This is a genomic window from Streptomyces sp. NPDC090083 (assembly GCF_044747445.1).
Classification (GTDB): domain Bacteria; phylum Actinomycetota; class Actinomycetes; order Streptomycetales; family Streptomycetaceae; genus Streptomyces.
The window spans coordinates 1,229,888-1,251,169 of the sequence record NZ_JBIVED010000001.1 but is presented as its reverse complement, the minus strand read 5'-3'; the positions used below and the strand labels follow the sequence as shown (position 1 = coordinate 1,251,169).

At 71.4% G+C, this 21,282-nt stretch carries 17 protein-coding genes; 8 read left to right on the top strand and 9 right to left on the bottom strand.

Annotated features, from left to right (window positions below; all coding sequences use genetic code 11):
* The first annotated feature begins 112 nt into the window (after positions 1–112).
* Positions 113–1,441: a class I SAM-dependent RNA methyltransferase gene (locus tag ACIPTO_RS05070; RefSeq protein ID WP_366312492.1), complete on the top strand. Its 1,329-nt coding sequence runs from the start codon at positions 113–115 to the stop codon at positions 1,439–1,441.
* Between the two features lie 76 nt (positions 1,442–1,517).
* Here ACIPTO_RS05070 and ACIPTO_RS05065 read toward each other — a convergent pair whose 3' ends face one another.
* Positions 1,518–2,057 (bottom strand): GNAT family N-acetyltransferase, encoded by a 540-nt coding sequence (locus ACIPTO_RS05065; protein ID WP_401189517.1) that lies wholly within the window; start codon positions 2,055–2,057, stop codon positions 1,518–1,520.
* A gap of 131 nt (positions 2,058–2,188) precedes the next feature.
* On the opposite strand from ACIPTO_RS05065, the gene ACIPTO_RS05060 reads away from it, so the two are divergent.
* Together ACIPTO_RS05060 and ACIPTO_RS05055 are read left to right on the top strand one after the other, a co-directional pair.
* Positions 2,189–2,890 (top strand): hypothetical protein, encoded by a 702-nt coding sequence (locus tag ACIPTO_RS05060; protein ID WP_401189515.1) that lies wholly within the window; start codon positions 2,189–2,191, stop codon positions 2,888–2,890.
* A gap of 121 nt (positions 2,891–3,011) precedes the next feature.
* Positions 3,012–3,611: a sigma-70 family RNA polymerase sigma factor gene (locus ACIPTO_RS05055; RefSeq protein ID WP_366312486.1), complete on the top strand. Its 600-nt coding sequence runs from the start codon at positions 3,012–3,014 to the stop codon at positions 3,609–3,611.
* Between the two features lie 10 nt (positions 3,612–3,621).
* Here the strand turns inward: ACIPTO_RS05055 and ACIPTO_RS05050 are convergent, their stop codons facing one another.
* The 5 genes from ACIPTO_RS05050 to ACIPTO_RS05030 form a co-directional block, all read right to left on the bottom strand.
* Positions 3,622–5,358 carry an RICIN domain-containing protein gene (locus ACIPTO_RS05050; RefSeq protein WP_401189514.1) on the bottom strand — a complete coding sequence of 579 codons (1,737 nt, stop codon included), beginning with the start codon at positions 5,356–5,358 and terminating at the stop codon, positions 3,622–3,624.
* Between the two features lie 82 nt (positions 5,359–5,440).
* Positions 5,441–6,250 carry a carbohydrate ABC transporter permease gene (locus tag ACIPTO_RS05045; RefSeq protein ID WP_401189513.1) on the bottom strand — a complete coding sequence of 270 codons (810 nt, stop codon included), beginning with the start codon at positions 6,248–6,250 and terminating at the stop codon, positions 5,441–5,443.
* Positions 6,247–7,155, bottom strand: coding sequence for a carbohydrate ABC transporter permease (locus tag ACIPTO_RS05040; RefSeq protein ID WP_401189715.1), 909 nt, complete (start codon positions 7,153–7,155; stop codon positions 6,247–6,249). The genes ACIPTO_RS05045 and ACIPTO_RS05040 overlap by 4 nt, the downstream gene beginning before the upstream one ends.
* A gap of 90 nt (positions 7,156–7,245) precedes the next feature.
* On the bottom strand, positions 7,246–8,463 hold the full coding sequence (locus tag ACIPTO_RS05035; protein ID WP_401189511.1) for an extracellular solute-binding protein: 1,218 nt from the start codon (positions 8,461–8,463) through the stop codon (positions 7,246–7,248).
* A gap of 125 nt (positions 8,464–8,588) precedes the next feature.
* Positions 8,589–10,511 carry a glycoside hydrolase family 127 protein gene (locus ACIPTO_RS05030; RefSeq protein ID WP_401189509.1) on the bottom strand — a complete coding sequence of 641 codons (1,923 nt, stop codon included), beginning with the start codon at positions 10,509–10,511 and terminating at the stop codon, positions 8,589–8,591.
* 185 nt (positions 10,512–10,696) lie between these two features.
* Here ACIPTO_RS05030 and ACIPTO_RS05025 point away from each other — a divergent pair, with 185 nt between their 5' ends.
* Positions 10,697–11,716: a LacI family DNA-binding transcriptional regulator gene (locus tag ACIPTO_RS05025; protein ID WP_401189508.1), complete on the top strand. Its 1,020-nt coding sequence runs from the start codon at positions 10,697–10,699 to the stop codon at positions 11,714–11,716.
* A gap of 6 nt (positions 11,717–11,722) precedes the next feature.
* On the opposite strand, the gene ACIPTO_RS05020 is transcribed toward ACIPTO_RS05025, so the two are convergent.
* On the bottom strand, positions 11,723–12,211 hold the full coding sequence (locus ACIPTO_RS05020; protein WP_401189506.1) for a MarR family winged helix-turn-helix transcriptional regulator: 489 nt from the start codon (positions 12,209–12,211) through the stop codon (positions 11,723–11,725).
* Between the two features lie 114 nt (positions 12,212–12,325).
* On the opposite strand from ACIPTO_RS05020, the gene ACIPTO_RS05015 reads away from it, so the two are divergent.
* On the top strand, positions 12,326–12,841 hold the full coding sequence (locus ACIPTO_RS05015) for a YceI family protein (protein ID WP_401189505.1): 516 nt from the start codon (positions 12,326–12,328) through the stop codon (positions 12,839–12,841).
* A 7-nt stretch (positions 12,842–12,848) separates the two neighbouring features.
* On the opposite strand, the gene ACIPTO_RS05010 is transcribed toward ACIPTO_RS05015, so the two are convergent.
* On the bottom strand, positions 12,849–14,525 hold the full coding sequence (locus tag ACIPTO_RS05010) for a hypothetical protein (RefSeq protein ID WP_401189503.1): 1,677 nt from the start codon (positions 14,523–14,525) through the stop codon (positions 12,849–12,851).
* A 198-nt stretch (positions 14,526–14,723) separates the two neighbouring features.
* Entirely contained in the window at positions 14,724–18,791 is a 4,068-nt protein-coding gene (locus ACIPTO_RS05005; protein WP_401189502.1) for a molybdopterin-dependent oxidoreductase, read from the bottom strand.
* Between the two features lie 198 nt (positions 18,792–18,989).
* Between ACIPTO_RS05005 and ACIPTO_RS05000 the strand changes: the two genes are divergently transcribed.
* The 3 genes from ACIPTO_RS05000 to ACIPTO_RS04990 all read left to right on the top strand — a co-directional run bounded on the left by ACIPTO_RS05000 (position 18,990) and on the right by ACIPTO_RS04990 (position 21,160).
* Complete coding sequence (locus ACIPTO_RS05000; RefSeq protein ID WP_366312470.1) at positions 18,990–19,385, top strand: cell division protein SepF; 396 nt, start codon at positions 18,990–18,992, stop codon at positions 19,383–19,385.
* Positions 19,386–19,544: 159 nt separating this feature from the next.
* Positions 19,545–20,837 (top strand): ATP-binding protein, encoded by a 1,293-nt coding sequence (locus tag ACIPTO_RS04995; RefSeq protein ID WP_366312468.1) that lies wholly within the window; start codon positions 19,545–19,547, stop codon positions 20,835–20,837.
* Entirely contained in the window at positions 20,834–21,160 is a 327-nt protein-coding gene (locus ACIPTO_RS04990) for a nucleotide pyrophosphohydrolase (protein WP_366312466.1), read from the top strand. The genes ACIPTO_RS04995 and ACIPTO_RS04990 overlap by 4 nt, the downstream gene beginning before the upstream one ends.
* The last annotated feature ends 122 nt before the right edge of the window (positions 21,161–21,282 follow it).

The following is a 21,282-nucleotide window of genomic DNA, read 5'->3' as shown; positions in this document are numbered from 1 at the left end:
AGTCCAGGCTCCAGTCGCCGCGGCCTTGTGGTGAGCGGTCGGGCGGGGTCCACGTAGACTGGTGGGCTGTTGTCCGGCCGTACCCCCTTTGACGTTGTGGAGTCACCCCGCCATGCAGGCAGAACCGAAGAAATCGCTGGTGGGGGAGGAGTACGAGGTCGAGGTGGGCCCCGTCGCCCATGGCGGGCACTGCATCGCCCGTACGGCCGAGGGCCAGGTGCTGTTCGTCCGGCACGCGCTGCCCGGGGAGCGTGTCGTCGCGCGGGTCACCGACGGCGAGGAGGGCGCGCGGTTCCTGCGCGCCGACGCCGTGACGGTCCTGGAGGAGTCCAAGGACCGCGTCGAGGCGCCGTGCCCCTACGCCGGACCCGGCCGCTGCGGAGGCTGCGACTGGCAGCACGCCAAGCCCGGCGCGCAGCGTCGCCTCAAGGGCGAGGTCATCACCGAGCAGTTGCAGCGGCTCGCCGGGCTCACGCCCGAGGAGGCCGGCTGGGACGGCACGGTGATGCCGGCCGAGGGCGACAAGCTGCCCGCGGGCCAGGTGCCGCAGTGGCGCACGCGCGTCCAGTACGCCGTGGACGTCGACGGCAACGCCGGTCTGCGCAAGCACCGTTCGCACGAGGTCGAGCCGGTCGAGCACTGCATGATCGCGGCGCCCGGCATCAGCGAGCTGGGCATCGAGGAGCGCGACTGGTCGGGCATGGCGTCGGTCGACGCGATCGCCGCGACCGGCTCCCAGGACCGCATGGTCATCCTGGAGCCCCGCCCCGGCGCCCGCCTGCCCCTGGTCGAACTCGACCGCCCGGTCTCCGTCATGCGCGTCGAGGAGCACGACGGCGGCATCCACCGCGTGCACGGCCGCGCGTTCGTGCGCGAGCGGGCCGACGGGCGTACGTACCGGGTCGGCAGCGGCGGCTTCTGGCAGGTCCACCCGATGGCCGCCGACACCCTCGTCAAGGCGGTCATGCAGGGCCTGCTCCCGCGCAAGGGCGACATGGCCCTCGACCTGTACTGCGGCGTCGGCCTCTTCGCCGGCGCCCTCGCCGACCGCCTCGGCGACAAGGGCGCGGTCCTCGGCATCGAGTCCGGTAAGCGCGCGGTCGAGGACGCGCGCCACAACCTCGCCGGTTTCGACCGCGTCCGCATCGAACAGGGCAAGGTCGAGAGCGTGCTGCCGCGGACCGGGATCAGCGAGGTCGACCTGATCGTCCTCGACCCCCCGCGCTCGGGAGCCGGCAAGAAGACGGTGGAGCACCTGTCGTCGCTCGGGGCCCGGAAGATCGCGTACGTGGCGTGCGATCCGGCGGCGCTGGCCCGGGATCTGGCGTATTTCCGGGACGGCGGGTATCGGGTGCGGACGCTCAGGGCGTTCGATCTGTTCCCGATGACCCATCACGTGGAGTGCGTGGCGATCCTGGAGCCGATGGCGAAGCTGGGCTGAACCGGCGTTCCGGATCGGCGGGTTGGGCGTCGCGGCGACGGCCCGACGCCGGAACGGCGCTCGCCCTGACGGGATGTCAGACGCGTTTGCCGCGGGACGTCCCATCAGGGTTGGCTCCCGGGGGAGCAACATAGGAACGCATCCGCGCGGCGCGCCCATCGGCTGTCGTCCAGTCGGCCGTGGAGCTGCCGACGCAGCGCCATCCGGCACGCTCGTAGAGGCGGATGGCGGCGGTCGCCCCGGCTTCGACCTGGAGGACGGGCCTGAGGCCGTCCGCTGCGGCTGCCGTGATCGCCTTGTCCAGCAGCATCGCGGCCACACCTCGCCGGCGGGCATCCACACTGACGAAGAACCGCGCCACGGACACCAGGCGCTGCGCAGGCAGCCCGACCTCGGCGGCCAGAGCCTCCCCGGGGCGAGTCAGCACCAGATGACCCAGGACCGCCGGACCTTCTACGGCCACCCAGGCATCGAGCATGCTCCGGGGAGTCAGCCAACTCTCAGGATCGACGGGCCAGTTCACGGGATAGCGATCCTCCGCATGGACCCCGGCGAGTGCCTGGACGCAGCCCTGCATGTGCTCGTCGGCGCGCGGACGAATCGTCAGTTCACTCATTCCGTGATCTTGTCACCCCCGCCCGGCGGGAGTCGCGTCTCCTCCGCCCCCGCCCACCCCGACTGAGCACCGCGCCGCGAATTCCCGTACCCACGGCTGAGACCCAGGTTCTGATGCCAGGATGAGGCGCGATGACGGCAGGGTGGGGTGTGCGCACGGTACGGGCGGCGATGTTCGCGGCCGTCTGTGTGGTGCTCGCCGCCCTGGGGCACGTCCTCATGTCCGGCCGTCACGTGCCCGGTTGGGCACTGGCCGCCGGCCTCGCCGCCACCGCCCTCGTGGGCTGGACCCTGGCGGGCCGTGAACGCGGCCTCCCGCTCGTCGTGACCCTCGTGGTCGCCACCCAGGCCGCCCTGCACTCGGCGTTCTCCCTCGCCCAGCCCATGACAGGGCAGTCGTCAGCCATGGACATGGGGCCGGCCGACATAGGCTCCATGCACATGAACGCCATGGATTCCATGGGGTCCATGGGGTCCGTCAACTCCATGGGTTCCATGGAATCCATGGGTTCTATGGAACCCATGGACATGGGCCATATGTCGGTAGCCGCCACCGGCCCGTCCTCGTCGTCCGGGATGCTCGCCGCCCACCTTCTCGCCGCCCTGCTCTGCGGGCTGTGGTTGGCCTACGGCGAGCGTGCCGCGTTCCGTGTTCTGCGGGCCGTCGCCACCCGGCTCGCGGCTCCGCTACGGCTGCTCCTCGCGCTCCCCGCCCCGCCGCACCGCCCGCGGCTGCGCCCGCGCCGCCCCCGCTCCGAGCGGGCACCGCGCCTTCTCCTTCTCGGCCATGCGATCACCTCGCGGGGTCCGCCTCCGGGGACCGCTGTCGCCTGACGACAGCCGGCATCCCGGGCCGCTCCTGTGCGCCCCGGGCAGGCCGTACGCCCGCGCCGCCCTTCTCACGGGCGCCGCGGGACGGCCGATCCCCTTTCACGGTGACCGAGAAGGACCCCAGGTGATCACTTCCACCCTGCCCGCGCCGCCCGACGTGACCGAGTCGAGCGACGAGTCGCTGACCAGTTGGGCGCTCGCCGCCCGCCACGGCGACCCCGCCGCCGTCGACCACCTCGTGCGCGCGCTGCACCGCGACGTCCTGCGCTACGTCTCCCATCTCTGCGCCGACCCGCAGGCCGTCGACGACCTCGCCCAGGACACGTTCCTGCGGGCGCTCGGCAGCCTGCACCGCTTCGAAGGGCGCTCCTCGGCCCGCACCTGGCTGCTGTCCATCGCCCGCCGCGCGGTGATCGACAGCTACCGCCGTGCCGCCACCCGCCCCCGCCTGTCCGACGTCCAGGACTGGCAGCTCGCCGTCGAACTGGCCCAGCCCCGGGGGCTCCCCGGTTTCGACGACGGCGTGGCACTCCTCGACCTGCTCGCCCTGCTCCCGGACGAGCGCCGCGAGGCCTTCCTCCTCACCCAACTCCTCGGCCTGCCCTACGCGGAGGCGGCGGAACTCACCAACTGCCCGGTGGGGACGGTCCGTTCGAGGGTCGCCCGAGCCCGGGCGACCCTCGTGGACCTGCTGGCCGAAGGGGGCGTCGTGCACACCGGCTAGCCGGGGTGCGTCAGCGGGCGGTGAGGCTCCACAGATGGTCGGCCGTCCCGTTGTCGTCCCATTGAAGGACCTGCGCACCGGAGGCGGTGCTCATGTTCGTCACGCCGAGCAGCAGCCCGCTGTTGTAGTTGGCGATCTTGTACGTGCCGTCTCCGGCCGGGATCAGCTGCCAGAGGTGGTCGGCGGTGCCGTTGTCGCCCCAGATCAGAGCGGTACCGCCGTCCGCAGTACCGGCGTTGGTGATGCCGAGCAGCAGCCCGCTCGCCTTGTTGACGATCTTGTAGAGCCCGGACCCGGCGGCCGTCAGCGTCCAGGACTGACTGCTGCCGGTGCTCGACGCGGCCTGGACGACCGCCGTGCCCTGGGCGGTCGCGGCTCCCTGCGTGTCCAGCGCCAGCCCGCTGTTCTTGTTCTTGATCTGGTACGTCCCCGCCAGCGAGGCCGAGGTCCCGGTGGGCGTGACGACCAGGTGGTAGCCGTCGGAGGCGTTCATCGCGACGGGCACGGTGATCGAGCCGTTCGACACGGTGTAGGTGGTGTCGGAGATGGTGACCGGCGCGGCCACGCCCGTGGTCCGACCCTTCGACGGTGTGTACTCCAACTTGACGTGCACGGTGCTGCCGAAGCCGGACAGCGACCCGAGTCCGTTCACCTGTACGGCGGTTGATCCCACTCCGCCGCCGAAGACGACGCTGATCTGCTTGCCGTCGCCGGTCAGCGCGGCGGCGCCGTCGATGCCGGTCTGGGCCGGGGGAGTGGTGGTGAGCATGGTGCCCGACATGTCGCCGTACCACTTGTAGAGCCAGTACGAGGCGTTGGGCGAGCCGCCGGTGTCGGTCAGGGTGTCGCCGAGGGTGCCGTAGTGGTTCCAGAAGGCCAACTCGGCGTCATGGATGCCCGCTCGCTCGAACTTGGCGACATAGCCGACCAGTTGGCCGGGGACACCCACCTCGCTCGTGGTGCCGTACTCCTCGATCGAGATCGGGCGCGGGCTGATGCCCAGGCTCGATTCGAGCGCGCGGTACGCGGCCACGTGCGCGGCGATGTTCTGCGAGCCCTGGAGCTCGTGCCAGCTCACGATGTCGGGGAGGGTACCGCTCGCCTTGGCGTCGGTGAGGAACGTGCTCATCCAGCTCTGGTTCCACGCCGAGTAACTCGGCCCCTGGACGGGCGTGTTGGCGTCCTTGGCACGGACCTCCCGGTAGGTGGTCGCCCACCCGGCGTCGAAGGCGCCGGCCGCCGAGGTGTTCCAGGTCCAGTCGGGCTCGTTCCACAGCTCGTACGCGGCGATGTTCGTGGCGCCGGAGGACTTCACGGACGCGACCTGCTTGTCCACGGCGGACAGCCAGTCACTCCAGCTCACCCACTGGTAGGGGAAGTTCGGATACCAGTCGGGCATCCGCACCACCACCTTCGCACCGGCCCGCGCCGCCTTCGACGCCACGACGAGCGCGTCCCCGGCGGGCTTCGGCTCACCGTTCGGCAACTGGGCTCCGCCCGGCGCCATTTGGACGAAGGTGTTCGGCTTGAGCGGGGTGACCAGACTGTCGGCGGGGGTGCTCGCGTCGGCGAGGCCGTAGAGGCTGCCGGTCGCCACGTGGGTGACCGGTCGCAGGGTGGAGGCCGCGTTGACGGCCAGGGTGGTCGCGGCGGTGGGGGCGGCCTGCGCGGGGGCGGTGCCGCCGAGCGCGGCGGCGGCCGTGAGGATCGCGGTACCGAGGACGGCTCTGAGGGATGTGCGGCTCATGACATGGATCTCCTCAGGAAGGGGGGTGTGCCGATGGGGAGTTGGAGTGGGAGGGGGTGTCGGCCGGATGCCGGGGGTGGGGTCAGTCCTTCACCGCGCCGGCCGTGACGCCCGCAGCCACGTAGCGCTGGGCGAGGACCAGGAGGACGGCCGCCGGGACCGACGCGACGACGGCGGTGGCCATGATCGCGTTCCACTCCTGGTTGTTGTTGCCGATGTACTTGTAGATACCGAGCGTGATCGGCCGCCAACTCCCGCCGCCGTCGAGCGTGTTGGCGAAGACGAAGTCGGACCAGGCCCACAGGAAGCCGAACAGCGAGACCGTGACGACCGCGTTGCGGCTCAGCGGCAGGACGACCGACCGGAAGGTGCGCCAGGTGCCGGCGCCGTCGATCAGCGCGGCCGAGATCAGCTCGCCCGGGATGCCCGACATGAACGCGGTGAAGATCATGACGCCGAAGGGCACGGCGATGGTGGAGTCCGCGATGATCAGCCCCCACCAGGAGTTGAGCAGACCCAGGTCGAGGAAGAAGCCGTAGAAGCCCATCGCCATCACGATGCCCGGGATCATCTGGGCGATCAGCAGGGCCAGGCTCAGGGCGCCCCCGGCCCGTGGCCGGAGTTTCGCCAGCGCGTAGCCGGCCGGGGCGGCGACCGTGAGCGTGAGGGCGACCGTGCCGATCCCGATCAGCAAACTGGTTCCCAGGTAGGGGAGTTGGTCGTCGAGCACGGCCCGGTAGCCCTCGAAGGTGGGGTGCAGGGGGAACAGGTCGGGCGGTGACTTGCGCATGTCCTGCTGCGGGGTGAGGGACACGTTCAGCATCCAGTACACCGGGAACAGCATGAGCGCCGTGAGGAGGAGACCGATGACGGTGAAGCCGCGCGCTCTCATGTCTCCTGCCTCCTCTGGACGCGGATGTACAGCAGCCCGAAGACGAGCGCGATGAGGATCAGGATGTTGCCGACGGCCGCCCCCGGCCCGAACTTCGGCAGCAGCGTGCCGAATCCGAGCTGGTACGACCAGGTCGCCAGCGTGGACGAGGAGTCGCCGGGCCCGCCCTTCGTCATGATCCAGATCAGGTCGAACACCTTGAGCGTGTAGACCAGCCCGAGCAGCACGGTGATCGCCGACACCGGCCGCAGCAGCGGAAAGGTGATCCGCCGGAACTGCTGCCAGCCACCCGCCCCGTCCAGGGCGGCGGCCTCGTACAGCTCGGCCGGGATGTTCTGCAGCCCGCTGTAGAGGATCACCAGGTTGAACGGGATCCCGATCCAGATGTTCGCGACGATCACCGACACCAGCGCCCAGTCCGGCGAGGTCAGCCAGCCGACCGGGTCCACGCCGACGAGACGCAGCCCGTAGTTCACCACTCCCGACTCGCTGTTGAACATCCACGACCAGGTCGACGCGGACACGATCAGCGGCAGCAGCCACGGGATCAGGAACAACGCCCGCAGTGTGGCGGCCAGTCGGAAGTGCCGGTTGAAGAACACGGCGAGGGCGAGCCCGGCCGCGTACTGGAAGACGATCGACACCGACGTGAACACCATCGTGTGCCGCATCGCCGGCCCGAACGTCGGATCGTGCAGCACGGTGGAGAAGTTGCGCCAGCCGGAGTAGGGCGCGTCCCCCTGCACGAACGACCGGACGGTGTAGTCACGCAGGCTCAGATCGAGATTGCGGTAGAGGGGATAGGCGTAGAAGGCGCCGAGGTAGACGAGCAGCGGGGCCACGAAGGCGAGGGCGGTGAGCCGGCCGCGTGACGCGGGGCCCGTCCGGGCCGCCCGCTGCGGCAGCGATCGGACGGGGCGCGGGACCGTATCGGTATGCGGCTGCGCCGCGGGGCGCGACCAGCCCCCGCCGGCCCGCAGGTTCACGACCACGGATCACCCCTTGCCGGCGGCCGACTGCGCCGCGTCCAACGCGGCCTGCGGACTCTTCCCCCCGGACAACGCCGACTGCACGGCCGTCCACAACGGCTGGGAGATCCCCGGATACTTGGTCCCCAGCCCCCCACTGGTCCGTCCCCGCGCAGCGGCGACCGCGGCCACCCAGGGCTTCAACTCCGCGTTCTTGGCGACCTGTTGCGCCTGCACCGCGGCGGTGGGCGCGACGTACATCAGCGTCGTGTCGGTCGCCAGCAGACTCGTCGGACTGGTCAGACACGTCACGATCTTCTTGCTCACGTCGTACCGGGCCATGTCCTTCTGCACGGGCACGGTCACGAACTCCCCGCCGGTGGGCACCGGCGCCGAACCCCCGTTCTGCCCCGGGATGTTGATGATCCCGTAGCCGAACCCGGCCTTGTCGGCGTTGCCGAGCTGCCAGGTGCCGTTCTCGCTGAACGCGTAGTCGCCGGTGGCGAACTCCTGCCAGCTGGTGGTCTGGGTGTTGTTGAGGACGTCCTTGGGGGCGTAGCCCGCGTCCACCCAGTCCTTCCACAGGGTCAGCGCGGCCGTGCCCTCGGCCGAGTCGAGCTGGGTGAGATCCCCGCCCGCGCCCCAGAACCAGGGCAGGAACTGGAAGCTCCCCTCCTCCGTGTTGATCGCGGAGAACGTGATGCCCTTCTTGCCCGCGGCCTTGACCTTCTTCAGCGCGGCCGTGAGCGACGCCCAGTCCTTCACGGAGGCCGGATCGACCTGCGCGGCGGCCAGAATCTTCTTGTTGTAGTAGAGGGCGAGGGTGTTGGCCCCCACGGGTATCCCGTACGCGGCGCCGTCCAGCGTGCCCGCACCGATGATGTTCTTCTGGATCGACGCGGTGTCGAGCCCGAGGTCGCTCGTCTTGTTGAGGATGCCCGCCTCGACCAGCGTGGAGACGACCGGGTTGTCCACCAGCATCACGTCCGGAGCGTCGCCCTGCTGGGCGGCCAGCAGCGCCTTGTTGCCCAGGTCCGTGGTGTCGTACGCGGTCCGCTTGATCGTCACCCCGGCCCGTGTGCCGCACTCGGCGACCCGCTTGCCCCAGTCGGAGGAGGCGTCGAACTGCGGGTAGGGGTCCCAGAAGGCGTAGGTCCTGGAGTCTCCGGAGGACGCGGAGGAACCGGAGCCCGAGCCGCACGCGGCGACCGAGACGAGCGCGCCGGTCGCGGTGAGCGCGATCAAGAGGGTCCTGCGGGTTCTGCTGGTGCTACGGGTGCTACGGGTGCTACGGGTGCTGCGGGTTCGGCGGGTTTTTCGCACGGGAGTGACCTCGTTGTCCTGTGAACCGAGCTGAGGGAAAGGGGAGTTCAGGAGGTCGGCAGCCAGACGCGCATGCTGCCGTCCTGCCGGTTGGCCCACGCGTGGTAGGGGATCGCGGTGAGCTCGACCAGGTCGCCCGCCGGTGCGGGATCGGGTCCGGCGGCCCGGTACGGCCACCAACTCCCGTCCTCCGCACGGCTTCTGCGGTACCCGGCGGCGACGACGGTGGTGACCCCGCCGAGCAGGTCCGGGCGGTGCTTCACGGCGAGCGGGCGGGTGGGGTCGAGGACGATGTCGTCCAGGCCGCCGCCGGGTGTGTCCACTTGCTCCAGGCAGTAGACGAGTGGCCCGCGCTCGATCGCCGCGCAGCCGCGGACCGCGTCCACCCGGGGGTCGGCGGCGGTGAGCCGGGGTTCGAGCGCCAGCTCCAGGACGACCGAGTCGCCCGGCGCCCAGGCCCGTTCGAGACGCAGCCAGCCGTCCTCGACCGGCGCGTCCGTCTCGTCGTACGACAACTCTCCGACGCGGACCCGGAATTCGCGACACCACTGCGGCACGCGCAGGGACAGGGTCCACGGCCGGTCGGGGGTGTCCTCGACGGTGAGGGTGAGGGTGCCGTGCCAGGGGTAGTCGGTCTCGGCGCGGACGGACATCCCGCCGTGGGAGTGGCGGCCGGTGGTGAACTGGTGGATCTGCAGGCCCTGTTCGTCGCCGGACGCGAGGTAGTGCTCCAGGGAGGCCAGCAGCCGCATCACGTTCGGTGGGCAGCAGGCGCAGCGGAACCAGCGGGTGCGGCGGGCCGACTGGTCGCCGCCGGGGTCGGTGTGGCCGTCGCGGACCTGGAGCGGGTTGACGTACAGCCAGCGCTCGCCGTCCAGGGAGACTCCGGCCAGGAAGCCGTTGTACAGGGTGCGTTCGATCAGGTCGGAGTAGCGGGCCTCGCCGGTGAGCAGGGCCATCCGCCAGCTCCACTGGACCGACGCGATGGCCGCGCAGGTCTCGCAGTAGGCGCGCTCGTTGGGGAGTTCGTACGGGTCGCCGAAGTCCTCCTGGTCGTGGTGGGCGCCGAGACCACCGGTGAGATGGGTCTTGGCCGCGGTCATCGCCCGCCACAACCGCTCGGCCGCGGAGCGGAGCCGGGGGTCGTCCGTCTCGGTGGCGAGGTCGGCGACGGCCGCCAGCAGGTACAACTGCCGTACGGCATGCCCCTCGACGTCGGTCGCCTCGCGCACGGGGACGCGGTCCTGGCAGTAGGCCTCGCCGCCGAGGAGGCCGTGGCCGTGCCGGTCGACGAAGTAGCCGGCCAGGTCGAGGTGGTGGCGGTCGCCGGTCTCCCGGTACAGCTCGACCAGGGCGGTCTCGATCTCGGGGTGGCCGTCGATGCCGTCGATCGGCCTGCCGCTGCCGGGCGGCCCGAAGACCTGGCCGAGATGGTCGGCGAACTTCACGGCCACGGCCAGGAGTTCGGGGCCGCCGGTGGCCCGGCGGTGGGCCACGGCGGCCTGGATCAGATGGCCCGCGCAGTACAACTCGTGGCCCCAGCGCAGGTCTTGGTAGCGGGCGCCGGCCTCCCGCAGCTGGAACCAGGTGTTGAGGTAGCCGTCCGGCTGCTGGGCGGCGGCGACCAGGGCGATGATCCGGTCGACCGCCGACTCCAGTTCCGCGTCCGGCTGGTGGGCCAGCTGCCAGGAGGCCGCCTCCAGCCACTTGTAGACGTCGGTGTCGACGAACGGGTACGCGCCCTGGAACTCGCCCTCGACCGCGCCCGCGGCGACGCGCAGGTTGTGCAGATTGCCCGCGGACTCCAGCAGCCCGGGGCCCTGGGGGAGGGACACGCGGGCGTTGACCTCACGGCGGGTGTGCCAGAAGCCCGCGTCGACGGTGGTGGTGGCGGGGCGCAGTGCCGCGCGGGCGGCCGGGCCGAGCCGGACCGGGCCGAGGGGGGACGCGGCGGACGTGATGCGGGGCATGGCTCTCCGGTTCTTCTCAGGAACTCGTTTGAGCAATCGTTTTCCTGCCGGAAAGTACAGGGGAGTCCGCGGATTCAGGTCAAGTAGCGCGACCAACGTTTTTTCACGTCACGGCAGGGCTGCTACTGTCGCCGATGAGGCCGTCGGCGCCGACGTGTCGTCGGCGAGGAGGGAAAGGACCGCCTGTGACCTCTGCTTCCCGTTCGCCCTCCGCGGGCCGGGCCAGACTCACCGATGTCGCCGCGCTCGCGGGCGTCAGCGTGGGCACCGCGTCGAAGGCGCTGAACGGCGCCGGCCGGATGCGGCCCGAGACCCGGCAGCGGGTGCTGGACGCGGTGGAGGCCCTCGGCTTCCGGCCCAACCAGAACGCGCAGAGCCTGCACACCGGCCGGAGTTGGACCGTCGGGCTGATGACCACGGACGGCATAGGGCGGTTCTCCACACCGGTGCTGCTGGGTGCCGAGGACGCGCTCGGGGCCGGCAAGATCTCGGTGTTGCTGTGCGACACCCGGGGCGACGCGATCCGCGAGCAGCACCATCTGCGCAACCTCATGGACCGCCGCGTCGACGGCATCATCGTCACCGGCCGCCGCACCGACCCGCGTCCGCCGCTCACCGGCGTCGACGAGGTCCCGGTGGTCTACGCGCTGTCCCCGTCCACCGCCCCGGACGACATCTCCGTGGTCTCCGACGACGAGGGCGGCGCCCGGCTCGCCGTAGAACATCTGCTGGCCACCGGGCGCACCCGGATCGCGCACGTCACCGGCCCGGCGCACCACGCGGCCGCCCGCGACCGGGCCCGGTTCGCGGCCGACCAGCTGGCGGGTGCCGGGCTCGAACTCGCCACGGGGCGCGTCCACTTCGGCGAGTGGAGCGAGGCCTGGGGCCGCCGGGCCGCCGACGCGGTCCTGCGTACGGCACCCGGCACGGACGCGTTCTTCTGCGGCAACGACCAGATCGCGCGCGGTGTGACGGACGCGCTGCGCGAACGCGGGGTGGGCGTCCCCGCCGACATCGCGGTGGTCGGCTACGACAACTGGGACACCATGGCCCTGGCCAGCCGCCCGCCCCTCACCACGATCGACATGAGCCTCGCCGAGATCGGCCGGATCGCGGCCCTGCGGCTCCTGGAGGCGATCGACGACGACGTCGTGCCCGGACGGCACACCGTGCCGTGCCGGCTGGTGGTGCGGGAGTCCAGCTGAGCCGCGTCAGCTGACGGTGAGATCGGGCAACAGGGCGCGCATGGCGTCGTGCTGGGCCGGTCCCACGAACCGGCCGAGGGCGTGCTTGACCGTCTCGGAGAGGGTCCCGGACGCCTCCTTCAGCAGCTCGCGCGCCTTCTCCGTGAGGGCCACCTCGACCCCGCGCTTGTCCCCGCACACCGACTTCCGGGTGACCAGGCCCGCGTGCTGGAGACACGCGATCTGATACGTGAGCCGGGTCTTCGGACGGCCCAGCAGCTCGGCGATCCGGGTCATGCGCAGCCCCGCGGGCTCCTCGGCGAGCAGGCACAGCACCAGGAACTCGTCGTGCGAGACGTCGAGGCTGCTCTTCACCGCGGACCGCAGCTCCTGCTCCACCGCGCCCGTCGCCGCCAGCAGCAGCATCCATGCGCGCAGCTCGGGCGCGAGCAGCCCGTCGCCCCGCAGGGAGGGGCATTCGAGCTGGTCGGAAGGGTGCTCCATAGGGTCGGCCATGACATCGAGTCTACCCGTTGTCCAATTTTGGAACAGCCTGTTGTCCACATTTGGATAATGGGCTAGCGTGAGGCTCATACAAATTTGGACTACCGGAAACCAGTGGGAGAGATCATGACCGTCGCCGTCGAAACCGGTGTGTGGCAGCTCGACCAGACCGCCTCCACGGCGGGTATCAGCCACAAGACGATGTGGGGTCTGGTCACCGTGAAGGGCATCTTCGGCACCCTCAGCGGTCAGGGCGAGGTCCGGGGCGACGGCTCCGCGATCGGCACGGTGACCCTGGACGCCGCCTCCCTGGACACCAAGAACGCCAAGCGCGACAAGCACCTGCGGTCCGCCGACCTGTTCGACACCGACACGTACCCGGAGATCACCTTCGCCGCACGCAGCGCGGAACTCCGCGACGGCGACACCGTGCACGTCGTCGGTCAGCTGTCCGTCCACGGCATCAGCCGCCCCCAGACCTTCACCGCCCGCCTCAAGGACGCGACCGCCGAGGCGCTCACCCTGGACGCCGAATTCACCGTGGACCGCGCGCAGTTCGGCCTCGGCTGGAACCAGCTGGGCATGCTCCGCGGCCTGACCACCGTCACCGCCGCGCTCCGCTTCGTGCGCACCGGAGCCTGACGGGCCGTCAGTCTGCGGGCTGCAGCCGGACGTCCGAGCTGGACAGCGTCTGCGGGGCTGCGGTGAAGGCCCGCACCCGGATCCGGATGTTCTTGTGGGGCAGCGTGAACGCCCCGTCGGGCGGCCGGAGTTCGATGGTCGCCGTGCCGTGCGCGGGCAGCGTCGCCGGGCCGCTCACCTGGGACCAGTACCTGCTCATGCCCTGGCCCGTGGTCAGTGTGTAGTGCGGAGTGAGGGCGTGGCCCGACGAGTTGGTCACCCGGAGGGTCAGCCGGGTCACCACGGTGGGCAACGCCCGCCGCACACCCGTGAGGTGGATGGCCATCGGCGGGGCGCCCGTCGCCGCCACGGCGGCGCTCGCCAGCGCGGGGGTGACCAGCAGCACGGACGCCGCGACCCGGGCCTGCCTGCGGTGCGGGCCGGACAGCAGCCGGGGGCGCGGCTGCCACGCCGTACGGAACTCGTCGATCGGCGCGGTCACCGCCGACGCCAGCCACAGCGGCGTCATCAGCAGGTAGTAGCCGTCCTGCGAACGCGTCGCCAGATAGAAGGCACACCACGGCAGGACCGTCGCCGCGGGCCCCAACCGCCGTACGAACAGCACGAACACGGCCAGCAGACCGGCCGCCAGCAGCATGCTCGCGTGGGAGTACCAGTCGAGCCGGTCGCTGCCGTTCGTGAAGTACAGCGAGATGTCCACCAGGCCCTGACCGTGCACCACCGCGCCCTGTGTCAGCGGCAGCGCGATGCCCCGCAGCCAGGTGCCCGGCTCCTGCACGATGAAGTACGTGTTGATCAGCAGCCATACGGTCACGGCTACCCCGGCGATCCGCAGCAGCACCAACGCCGCCTGGCGGGAGCCGAGTTCACCGCGTCGCACCGCGTAGATCCCGGCGAGCAGGAACGGCGTGAGGAACCAGGGGAGTTGCTGCGCGGCGCAGGCCGCCCCCAGGCACGCGGCCTGGGCGAGCCCGGCCCGGCCGAGCCGGCCGCCGCTGCCGATCCGGGGCCAGCGGATCACCACCGGCACCAGCAACGCCAGGGCGAGCACGGCGGGATAGCCCTGGCGGCCGTAGGTGGGCAGCAGTCCCAGACCCAGGCAGGCGATGGTGGCCGCCGGCCGCCACTGCGTCGGCAGCAGCCGCCACATGAGGACCGCGGCCGCGATCAGCGCGCCGGTCGCGACCGCCGTCGCGGGAGCGCCGCCGTGGCCGATCCACAGGAGGGGCGCCGTCAGTAGCGTCTCCAGCGGGGGATAGCCGTAGGTGTAGTCGTAGCCGCCGGTCACCGTCGGGGTCAGCGCGACGCCGTGGCCGGTGTGGAAGAGCCAGGGCCAGGGCTGACCGTAGACCGGGTGTCCGGCGACGAGTTCCCTGGCCGCCTGGGTGGTGAGGACCGCCTCGTCGCCGCCCGTGTGGAACACCGACCACGCGGACAGCGCCAGCAGGACCGCGGTCACCAGCACGACGAGATCGATCCGGGCCAGCGACCGCGCCTGCCGGACCACCAGCGTCAGCACCCCGCACACCAGGATCGAGGCGTAACAGAGGCACACGACCGCCGCCACGACGAGACGGTGACTCGCTGCCTGCGTCCACACCGACCGGACGCCGATGAAGAGGCTGATGTCGGCGAGCAGAGTGAGGACGCGGTGCCACTGTGCTGGAGGTTCCGGGGCGGACACCGCCGACTGTGTCCGCCGACCGGGTGCCACCTGTTGTGTTTCTGCCAAGTGCACAAGACGCGACGCTAATCCCGGCCGGTGAGGGGGGTGTCGGCAATCGAGAAGATTCCGGTGTGAGACCGGTAAGAACCCCTCGTCATGGCCTAAAGGGGACAAACTCGAACGGCTTTGTTCAGGTGACCGTGGCTATCGGTTCATTCAGTAAACATCGCGCACATACCGCTTGGCCGCCGCCAGTTGCTTCAGGTACGCACCCGCCTCGCCCTCGTCCATCCCGCCGTGCGCGACCGCGATGTCCCGCAGCGCACGGTCCACGTCCTTCGCCATCCGCGAGGCGTCCCCGCACACATAGAGGTGCGCACCCTCCCGCAACCAGCGCCACACCTCGGCCCCGTGCTCCCGCAACCGGTCCTGCACGTACACCTTCGCGCGCTGGTCCCGGGAGAACGCCGTGTCGAGCCGCGCGAGCGCCCCCTCCGCCAGCAGCCCGGTCAGCTCCTGTTCGTAGAGGAAGTCCGTCGCCCGGTGCTGCTCCCCGAAGAACAGCCAGTTCGGCGCGGTATGCCCGAGTGCCCGCCGCTCGTGCAGGAAACCGAGGAACGGCGCGACCCCGGTGCCGGGTCCGACCATCATCATCGGGGTCGCGGGATCGACGGGCGGCCGGAAGTGCGGCGACCGCCGTACGAACACCGGGACTTCGGTGCCCGCCTCCGCATCGGCCAGGAACGGCGAGCAGACCCCGCCGCGCGGACGCCCGTCGAGACCCTCGTACCGCACCACGGACACCGTCAGCGAGACACGGTGCGGGTCGACGAGCGGGCTGGAGGAGATCGAGTACAGCCGGGGCTGGAGCCGCTTGAGGACTCCGGCCCACTCCTCGGCCCGGGCCTTCACCGGATGCTCGGCGAGCACGTCCACCATCTGCCGTCCCCAACTCCACTGTGCCAGCCCGTCCTTGTTGTCCGGCCGCAGCAGCCGTCGCAACTCCCGCTCGTCGCGGGTGCGTTCGGCCACGAAGCGCAGCAGGTCCGGAGTGATGCGGGTGATGTCCAGATGCCGGCGGACCGCCTCGGCGAACGGGAGCGCGCCCATGCCGTCCAGTTCCACGACCGCCGAGGCGCCGACGCCGGAGACGCTGAGCCATTCGTCCACCAGGGCGGGGGAGTTGACCGGCCGCACACCGAGCGCGTCACCGGTCTCGTACGTCAGGTCGGTGTCGCTGGTGTCGAAGGTGAAGCGGCGGACCTCCTTGGCGGCGCCGCTCCGGCTGAGCAGGTCGTTGCCGACGAGCCGCGCGGTGGTGGGCGCCGGGGCCGACTCGGGGACGCGGGACGTCGACACGGGAGCGCCGGGCGGTGACACGCGAGCGTCCGGCGGTGCCGCGGGGGCGGTTTCGGTTCCCAGCGCGGTGAGCACCTGCCCCAGCCACGCGTCCGCCGACGGCTCGAAATCCGGCTCGCAGTCCGTACGAGGGGCCAGCCGGACACCGCCCAACTCGTCGAGCCTGGCGTCCAGTCGGCGCCCGTGCCCGCAGAAGTCGTCGTACGACGAGTCGCCGAGGGCGAGCACCGCGAACCGCACTCCGTCCAGCCGGGGCGCCCGGTCACCGGCGAGCGCGTCCCAGAAGCCGGAGCCGTTGTCGGGAGCGTCGCCGTCGCCGAACGTGCTGGTGACGAAGAGGAGATCGGCGCCGGCCGGAAGCGTGCCGGGGTCGGCCTCGTCCATCCCGACGAGCGTCGCCCGGTGCCCGGCCGAGCCGAGCCGCTCGGCGGTGGCCGCCGCCAACTCCTCGGCGGTGCCGGTCTGCGAGGCCCACAGGACGACGATCTGCCGGGCGGGCGGCGGTTGTTGTGCCGGGGGAGCGGGCGCCGACCTCGCATACATGCCGGCCAGCACGCCGTTCACCCACAGCATGTGTTCGGCGCTGAAGGGCGCGTCCGCCGGGAGGACCGGCACCCCCGGGGCGCCGGACTCGATGCCCGCGAGGAAGCCGGTCAGGTAGAGGCGCTCCTGGGCGCTGAGGACGGGAGGCGGAGCCGGGTCGAGGCCGAAGGGATGCGCGGCCGGGACGACGGCCTTCGCCGCGACGTCCTCCCGCGCGGGCTCCGTCGGTGCCGGAACCGGTGCCGGCGCCACTCTCGCCAACGACACCGCGCACACCTTGAACTCCGGCTGGAACGACACCGGATCCACCGCGTCGCTCGTCACCGCGTTGACGCTCAGATACTCGCCGAACAGGTCGTTCCAGTGGAACGGCGCGAAACAGCACCCGGGCAGCACCCGGTCGGTCACCACGGCGGGCAGCACCGCCCGGCCCCGCCGGGACGCCACCTCCACCGAATCGCCCTCGGCGATCCCCAACTCCCGTGCGTCCAGCGGATGCAGCTCCACGAAGGGGCCGGGGTTCAGCTTGTTGAGCTTGGCGACCCTGCCCGTCTTCGTGAGCGTGTGCCACTGGTGCTGGAGCCGCCCGGTGTTCAGCACGAACGGATAGTCGTCATCGGGCAGTTCGGCGGCCGGCAGATGCGGCCGGGCATGGAACACCGCGCGCCCGCCGGGAGTCGGGAAGCGTAGCTCGCCGCCGCCGACGTACCGGATGGGATTGCGGTCGGGCCCGTCCTCCTCCGCAGCAGGCCACTGCACCGGTGTGGACCGCAGCCGCTCGTACGTCACCCCGCGCAGGTCCCAGCCGGTCACCGGGTTCCAGAACTGCCGCAGTTCCTCGAAGACCTGCTCCGCGCTGTCGTAGGAGAAGCCCTTCTCGTAGCCCATCGCGCAGGCGACGGACGCGATGATCCGCCAGTCGGGCAGGGCCTCGCCGGGTGGCGGGACGGCGGGGCGGGCGAGGGTGAGGGTGCGTTCGCTGTTGACGAGGACGCCCTCGGACTCGGTCCACATCGCGCCGGGCAGGACGACATCGGCGTAGGCGTTGGTCTCGGTGTCGGCGAAGACGTCCTGGGTGACGACGAACTCGGCCGCCTCCAGACCCTCGATGACCGTACGGCGGTTGGCCACGGAGGCGACCGGGTTGGTGCAGATGATCCAGCAGGCCTTGATGGTGCCGTCCGCCATCTTCCGGAACAGCTCGACCGTGCCCCGGCCGACGCCGTCCGCGCGGATCGTGCCCGGCGGCAGGCCCCACAGGTCCTCGGTGAACTCCCGTTCCGCGTCGACCAGTACGGACCGCTGGCCCGGCAACCCCGGTCCCATGTAGCCCATTTCACGGCCGCCCATCGCGTTCGGCTGGCCGGTGAGGGAGAACGGGCCGCTGCCCGGACGGCAGATCGCGCCCGTCGCGAGATGCAGGTTGACCAGGGCGTTGGTGTTCCACGTGCCGTGCGTGGACTGGTTGAGCCCCATCGTCCAGCAGCTCATCCACTCGCCCGCCTCACCGATCAGCCGGGCCGCCGTCCGGATGTCGTCCTCGGCGAGACCGGTGAGCGCGGCGACCGCGTCCGGCGCGTAGTCGGCGAGGAAGCCGGGCAGCGCCTCCCAGCCCTCGGTGTGCGCGGCGATGAACTCCGGGTCGGTGTGGCCGTTGTCGTGCAGCAGCCTCAACAGGCCGTTGAGCAGGGCGAGATCGGTGCCCGGCGCGATCTGCAGGAAGAGGTCCGCCTTCGCCGCCGTGGTGGTCCTGCGCGGGTCGACGACGATCAGCTTGGCGCCCGCCTTGACCCGTTCCATCATCCGCAGGAAGAGGATCGGATGGCAGTCGGCCATGTTGGAGCCGATGACCAGGAACACGTCCGCGTGCTCGAAGTCGTCGTACGACCCCGGCGGCCCGTCCGCGCCCAGCGACGACTTGTAACCGGCGCCCGCACTCGCCATGCACAGCCGGGAGTTGGACTCGATCTGGTTCGTCCGGACGAACCCCTTGGCCAGCTTGTTCGCCAAGTACTGCGCCTCCAGGGTCATCTGCCCCGAGACGTAGAAGGCCACCGCGTCCGGCCCGTGCTCGTCGACGATCCGCCGGAGCCGCCGCGCGGTCTCCCCGATCGCGTCGGCCACGGGTGTCGGCACCGCCTCCTCGCCCCGCCCGTCCCGCACGAGGGCCCCGGTCAGCCGGCCCGGTGCGGTGAGCATGTCGGCGGTGGTCGCGCCCTTGGTGCAGAGCCGCCCGGCGTTCGCCGGGTGCGAGGTGTCGCCGGACGCCCTGAGGACCGTAGGACCGCCGTCCGGGCCCGTGCCGATGTCGAGCAGCATGCCGCAGCCCACACCGCAGTACGAGCAGACCGTCCGTATCCGCCGCGCCGGGGTCGTCGTCATGGCGTCGACCGTACGAATTGCCCGTTACGCCGATGTCACGCGGCTCGATCTTGAGGGGTTACGCGCCCTGCACAACCGGGCCGGAGCGACTGTGAGATACGCCCGATCCTGTCGCGGAGTGTGTCGCAGTTGAGCCGAACGGGTGACAGTGCGCAACAATTGCCGGATGCAGAGTGTCAGCGCGACCCAGGACGGAGCATGCCGGTGAACAGCCACGATGTCACCGACGAACAGTGGGAGGGGCTCGCCCAGGTGGTGCCGCTGCGGGGGCGGGACGCCTGGCCGTCCGCCGTGGGCCACCGTTCGCTGCCCGAGGCCCCGACCGAGCCGCGCCGACGCTTCGTCGTCCTCCGCGTCAATGTGTTCGGGGACGCCCGCGAGGTCGCGGAGACGCTGATGGCGGGCATCCCGGTGCTCCTCGACCTCACCGGCGCGGAGACCGAAGTCGCCAAGCGGGTGCTGGACTTCAGCACGGGCGTCGTCTTCGGCCTCGCGAGCGGGATGACCCGCGTCGACCGGAACGTGTTCCTGCTCACGCCGCCAGGGACCGAGGTGCAGGGGCTGATGGAGGGGGCGGGCGTTCCGGGCGTGTGAGCCGTCCCGGTGGCCGGGGTGCCCGACGCGGTGCCACGCGGTGCCAGCGGTGGCCGACGCGGTGCCGGTCGTGGCCCGCTCGGCGGGGCGGTCCCCCGATCGTAGGAAGGTCCCCGGGGTGGAACGGTTCACCTGTCCGCGGAGCCCTACGGTCCGGATATGACCGCGTCGTCCCGGCCCCCCGCCTCCTCCCGCTCCTCCGAGTCCGTGCCCCCGCAGGGCCGCTCGCCCGAAGACGGCTCGCCCCGCACGCGGCCCGCGCCCAAGCCGGCCGCCGGTCCCGCCCCGGGCTCGTCGCGGGCGCCCGGGCCGGCGAGACCCGGACGCTTCGACGCGTGTTCCGAGCGGCCCCATCTCACCGAGTTGCGGCTGTCGACGTTCGCGGGGCACCGGGGCGCCGTGCTCCCGCTCGGTCCCCTCACCCTCCTCGCCGGACCCAGCGGCTGCGGCAAGACCACCGCGCTGCGGGCGTACGAGGCCCTCGCCCGGCTCGGGGCCGGGGGTGCGGTGGACGAGGTGTTCCCCGACCCGGCCGCCTGTGTCCCGGAACGGGCCCGGCCCGATGCCCAGCGCCGGCGCGGCTTCCGCATCGGCTGCACGGCGGACGGCCCCGAGGGCCCGGTACGGCTCGACGTGGCCGTGCAGGCCGAGCCCGAACTGCGCATCGTGGGCGAGCGGTTGAGCTCCGGCGGCCTCGTCCTCCTGGAGACCGCGCTGCGTGACCCCACCCGCCGCTTCGTCCAGGCCGCCTGGCATACGGCGGGGTCGTCGCCGGTCACCCGCGCACCGCTGCCGGACGACCGGCTCGGCACCGCGCTGCTGCCGTTGCGGGTCGCGGGCAAGACGGACGGGCAGCGCCAGGTCCTCGCCGCCGCCGAGCAGATGGTGGTCGCCCTGCGCTCCGTCTTCGCCTGCGACCCGGAACCCGGACGGATGCGCGACACCGTGCCGATCGGCGACGGGCGGCTGCTGCGGGACTGCGGCAACCTCGCCGACGTGCTCCGGCGCACCCGGACCGAGTGCGGGCGACGCCACGGACAGCTCGTCGCGGCGGTCCGCACCGGCTGCGCGGGACCCGTGGCCGACGTCCTCGCGGAACCGCTCCCCGACGCCGTGCTCCGCGCGGTCCTGGACCGGGGCGACGGGCTGCGCACCGGCTTCGAACGGCTCGGCGACGGCGAACTCCGGTACACGGCACTGGCGTTGGTGCTCCTCACCGGCCCCGGCGTGCTGGAGGTGGACCCGCCGGGCGAGGTCCCGGCGGCGATGCAGACCCTCACCGTCCTCGCCGACGGCCTCGACCGGGCGGTGGACGTACGGCAACGGGCCGAACTCCTGCGGCTCGCGGCCCGGATGTGCGAGCGCGGGCACATCCGGCTGGTCGGCGCGGTGAGCGACGGGTCCTGGGCCACCCGGATCGACGGTGTCACAGTGGTACACCTGAACCCGTGACAGAACATCTCGACGTGGCGAAACTGCAGCGCAGACTGGCCGAGTTCGCGGCCTCGCGGAACTGGCAGCAGTACCACACACCCAAGAACCTCGTCTCGGCGCTCAGCGTGGAAGCCTCCGAACTCGCCGAGATCTTCCAGTGGTTGACCCCCGAGGAGTCGGCTCGGGTCATGGACGATCCGGACAGCGCGCACCGGGTGCGGGACGAAGTCGCCGACGTCCTCGCCTACTTGCTCCAGCTGTGCGAGGTGCTCGGCGTCGACGCGCTCGCCGCGCTGGACGCGAAGATCGACCGGAACGAGCACCGGTTCCCGGCGCCGTAGCCGACAAGTGCCCCGCTCCGCCGATCACTTGGGGCCCGTTTGGAGGAGCCGACGCGTCCATTTTCACTCTCCGGAGTCATTCATCTGTCCGCAACCGATTTGTTGTCCACAGATTTCCGCCT